At 72.2% G+C, this 4,546-nt stretch carries 4 protein-coding genes; 2 read left to right on the forward strand and 2 right to left on the reverse strand.

From position 1 onward, the window contains the following. The first annotated feature begins 189 nt into the window (after positions 1 to 189). The gene (locus E1298_RS44410) at positions 190 to 1,983 is read left to right on the forward strand and encodes an ABC-F family ATP-binding cassette domain-containing protein (RefSeq protein WP_131903390.1); all 1,794 of its coding nucleotides are present in this window, start codon (positions 190 to 192) and stop codon (positions 1,981 to 1,983) included. A gap of 9 nt (positions 1,984 to 1,992) precedes the next feature. Here E1298_RS44410 and E1298_RS44415 read toward each other — a convergent pair whose 3' ends face one another. Beyond that, positions 1,993 to 3,078 (reverse strand): hypothetical protein, encoded by a 1,086-nt coding sequence (locus E1298_RS44415; protein WP_131903391.1) that lies wholly within the window; start codon positions 3,076 to 3,078, stop codon positions 1,993 to 1,995. 155 nt (positions 3,079 to 3,233) lie between these two features. Then, positions 3,234 to 4,025: a hypothetical protein gene (locus tag E1298_RS44420; RefSeq protein ID WP_131903392.1), complete on the reverse strand. Its 792-nt coding sequence runs from the start codon at positions 4,023 to 4,025 to the stop codon at positions 3,234 to 3,236. A gap of 169 nt (positions 4,026 to 4,194) precedes the next feature. Between E1298_RS44420 and E1298_RS51465 the strand changes: the two genes are divergently transcribed. Then, entirely contained in the window at positions 4,195 to 4,323 is a 129-nt protein-coding gene (locus E1298_RS51465) for a hypothetical protein (protein WP_279499673.1), read from the forward strand. Positions 4,324 to 4,546 lie beyond the last annotated feature (223 nt).

A 4,546-nucleotide genomic window follows, 5' to 3' on the forward strand; every position in this document is an offset into this window, starting at 1 on the left:
TCCTGCGGCTGCTCATGGGGGAGCCCAACGTCCTGCTGCTGGACGAGCCCACCAACGACCTCGACATCGAGACGCTCACCGAGGTCGAGGACCTGCTCGACGGCTGGCCCGGCACGCCCTGACCACGCTGGAGCGCGGGTCCACCGGGCGCACAATCGGTCCGCGGGGGGCAATAGGCTTGAAGGCGTCGTGAATCTGATCAACGTTGAGAACGCCGCCAAGTCCTACGGGCCCAAGCCGCTGCTCGACGCCGTGTCCCTCGGGCTGGACGACGACGACCGCGTCGGGGTCGTGGGGCGCAACGGCGGCGGCAAGAGCACCCTCGTGTCCGTCCTCGCGCGGGAGACCGAGCCCGACGACGGGCGCGTCACGCATGCCCGCGGGCTGCGGCTCGGCTACCTGACGCAGCGCGACGAGTTCCCCGAGGGCGCCACGGTCCGCTCCGTCGTGCTGGGCGACCGCCCCGAGCACGAATGGGCGGGCGACACCCGGGCCCGCGACGTCCTCGGCGGCCTGCTCACCGGCCTCGACCTCGACGCGCCGCTCGCCGGGATGTCGGGCGGCGAGCGCCGCCGGACCGCCCTGGCGCGCCTGCTCGTCCCCGAGTCCGACCTGCTGGTCCTGGACGAGCCCACCAACCACCTCGACATCGAGGCGATCGACTGGCTCGCCCGGCACCTGAGGGGCCGCCGGACCGCGCTGCTCGTCGTCACCCACGACCGCTGGTTCCTCGACGAGGTCACCGAGCGGACGTGGGAGGTCGTCGACGGCCGCGTCGAACGCTACGAGGGCGGCTACTCGGCGTACGTCCTCGCCAAGGCCGAGCGCTCCCGCATCGCCGCCGCGACCGAGGCGAAGCGGCAGAACCTGCTCCGCAAGGAACTCGCATGGCTCCGCCGCGGCCCCCAGGCCCGCACGTCCAAGCCGAAATTCCGGGTGGACGCCGCGCAGGCACTGATCGCCGACGAGCCCCCGCCGCGCGACGCGGTCGAGCTGACCCGGTTCGCGACCGCGCGCCTCGGCAAGACCGTCTACGACCTGGAGGACGTGACCGCCCGCGTCGGCGAGGGGGACACCGCGCGCGACATCTTCGAGCGGATGACCTGGCGCCTCGGCCCCGGCGACCGCGTCGGCCTCGTCGGCGTCAACGGCAGCGGCAAGAGCACCCTCCTCCGCCTGCTGGACGGCTCGGTCGCCCCCGTCTCGGGCAAGGTGATCCGCGGCAAGACCGTCCAGCTCGCGCACCTGTCCCAGGACCTGGAGGAGCTCGACCCGTCCCGCCGCGTCCTGGAGTCGGTCGAGGAGATCCGCCGCCGCATCACCGTCGGCAAGCGCGACTGGACCGCGAGCCAACTCCTCGAACGGCTCGGTTTCCAGGGCGACCGCCAGTGGACGCCGATCGGCGAGCTGTCCGGCGGCGAGCGGCGCCGCCTGCAGATCCTGCGGCTGCTCATGGGGGAGCCCAACGTCCTGCTGCTGGACGAGCCCACCAACGACCTCGACATCGAGACGCTCACCGAGGTCGAGGACCTGCTCGACGGCTGGCCCGGCACCCTCGTCGTCGTCAGCCACGACCGGTACTTCCTGGAGCGCATCACCGACCACGTCGTCGCGCTGCTCGGCGATGGGCGCGTGACCATGCTCCCCGGCGGCGTCGACCAGTACCTCGAACGCCGCGCCGCCGGAGCCGCGCCGACACCTGCCGCCGCCGCATCCGCCGCCGCGAAGGCCGCCCGGCCCGCGGAGCCGGCGCCGCCCAAGCCCAGGGGCGGCCAGGACTGGAAGGCCCGCAAGGAGCTCGACCGGCTCGAACGCCGCCTGGAGAAGCTCGCCGCCCAGGAGGCCGAGCTGCACGAGCGGCTCGCGGCCCACGCCACCGACTACGCCAAGCTCCAGGAGCTGGACGGCCGCCTCAAGGAGATCCAGGCCGAGGCCGCCCAGGTCGAGGAGGAATGGCTGATGCTCGCCGAGGACGTCGGCTGACCCCCTCCCCTAAAGGGAACCACCGACGGGTCTCGCGTAGTTGGTCACGCGCGGATAGGAGAGGTACAGGGTCCCGCCGCAGGGCGCGGGAGCGGCCAGCCGGGCGGAAAGAACGAGCCTGTCGGGGACGCCCAGGTTCTTGATGGCGATCTCCTCGCCGAGGGCGAGCCGGCCTTCGTCGTCGCCGAGGGTCCAGACGAGCCGGCTGCGGGCGGCGCAGCGCGAGTCACCCCGGAATTCGAGAGAACCGGTGAAGTACCGAGCCTCACTGGGGAGCCACATCCGTTTCATCCGGGGGAGGGCGAAGGAGGTCGTGACCGTCTGCCCCGCCGCCAGCCGGTAAGCCAGCGCCGTGCGCCGTCCCTGGTTCCCCTTCTCCTTTGGCGCTCGGATCTGGGACGGCCGCGTCCCGGTGACCGCCCGGTCCGAAGTCATGGCCTTGGTCTCGACGTGCATGCCGTTGTCGACGACGATCAGACCCACGAGGCCGGCGACCGCCACAAGCATGAGCCACCTGAGTGACCCGATCAGAACAGTCACACATCCATAGACCATGCCCTTGGGCGGGTCGGTGCCGGGGACGTCGTCCACGGGCCACCCGCCGTCGGTCGCGGCGACCGGATGATCCTCGGCCGGATCCGGCTCCAGCAGGTTGCCGGCCAGGTTCACGGCGTCCGAGATCCGCGCCAGCGAGTCGGCCGCCTCCGCCAGGTACCGGTCGCAGTCCTCGGCGGTCAGCGGCTCGGTGATCAGCGGCGGCTCGTCGGCGGGCGGCGCCGGGACTCGATCCCGCCGGTCCATCAGCCGGCGCAGCCGCTCGACCTGGCCGTGCCCGTCCGCCATCAGCTCTTCGGCCTCGTCGCGGACGCTCCGCGCCCGCCTCAGCCGTGTCTCGGCCAGTTCCCGGCGCAGCCGGTGAGCGTCGAGACCGTCGTCGTCCGCCTCGTCCTCCTCGAAGAGGTGGTAGATGACCACCAGCAGCGTGATGATCGTGTGGGTGGCCGCCAGCTGCGCCTCCCGGGCGGCGCGCCATCCTCGCTCCGCCCGCTCCAACTCCGGGTGGTCGTGCGGCTCGCCCTCGTCCGGCTCTGACACCGTGTGCCTCCCGCCGTCCGATGACCCGCGACGACAGCCCATGAGACCAAGGATTCGACGGGACCGGTCCCGGCCCAAGGGAGCCGAGCCACGGCGCGAGGACGGCGGAGACACCGCGGCCCGCCGCTACGACCGCGGGCCAGACGACGCCTGAGCTAAGCGATAGGTCCTCTCCATACCCCGTAGTTGCGAATGTGGGGGTAGGCAAGGCGCAAGGTCCCGCCGCAGGATGCGGGAGCGTCCAGACGGACGGAGAGAACGAGCGTGTCAGAGACCTCCATGTCGTTGACGGCGGCCTCCTTGCCGAGGGCGAGCCGGCCCCCCTTTGCGCCGAGGGTCCAGACGAGCCTGCTGCGGGCGGCGCAGCGTGAGTCCGGCCGGAAATCGAGAAAACCGGTGAAGTACCGAGACCGCGGGGGAACCCACACCCGCTCCAACCCGGGAAGGGCGAAGGAGGTCGTGACCGTCTGCCCCGCCGCCAGCCGGTAAGCCAGCGCCGTGCCCTTCACCTGGTTCTGTTTCCCCTTGGGCGCCGGGACCTGGGACGGCCGGGTCCCGGTGACCGCCCAGTCCGGAGTCATGGTCTTGCTCTCGCTGTGGAGGGAATAGTCGACGACCATCAGAACCACGACGCCGGCGATCGCTATAAGGATGAGCACCCCGACCGACCCGACCAGAACAGTCACGCATCCATAGACCATGCCCTTGGGCAGATCGATGCCGAGGGCGTCGTCCACGGGCCGTCCGTCGTCGGAGGTGGCAGCCGGACGATCATCGGCCGCATCCATCCCCAGGAGGTCACGGGCCCGGTCGACGTCCGCCCAGATGTCCGCCAGCGAGTCGCCGGCCTGCGCCAGGTGCCGGTCGCATTCCTCGGCGGTCAGCGGCTCGGTGATCAGCGGCGGCTCGTCGGCGGGCGGCGCCAACACCGGGCCCGGCCGGTCCATCAGCCGGCGCGACCGCGCGACCTGGCCATGCCCGTCCGCCACCAGCTCCTCGGCCTCGTCGCGGACGCTCCGCGCCTGGCTCAGCCGCGTCTCGCCCAATTCCCGGCGCAGCCGGTGAGCGTCGCGCCCGTCGTCGTCCGCCTCGTCCTCCGGCGCCTGCGCCGAGGTGGTGGACGACCACGAGCAGCGTGAAGATCACGTGGGTGGCCGCCAGCTGCGCCTCCCGGGCGGCGCGCCATCCTCGCTCCGCCCGCTCCAGGTCCGGGTGGTCGTGCGGCTCGCCCTCGTCCGGCTCTGACACCGTGTGCCTCCCGCCGTCCGAACACCCGCGACGACAACCCATGAGACCAAGGATTCGACGGGACCGGTCCCGGCTCAGCCGACGCCTAGGGCCGTCCGGGCCGGGTAGAGGGCGAGGATGGAGCACAAGAGGCAGGACACCGGCGACGATCTCGTCGAATCCCAGGGCGTGAACGCGGGCGGCGCCGTGGACCGTCCTCCGGAGGACGACCCCGCCCCCG

Origin of the sequence: Actinomadura rubrisoli, from assembly GCF_004349215.1 — a bacterium.
GTDB classification, from domain to species: Bacteria; Actinomycetota; Actinomycetes; order Streptosporangiales; family Streptosporangiaceae; genus Spirillospora; species Spirillospora rubrisoli.

Excerpts from the sequence above, each read along its gene's own strand:
- E1298_RS44420 (WP_131903392.1), bottom strand. The coding sequence starts at position 4,025 with ATGGACCGGCCGGGCCCGGTGTTGGCGCCGCCCGCCGACGAGCCGCCG.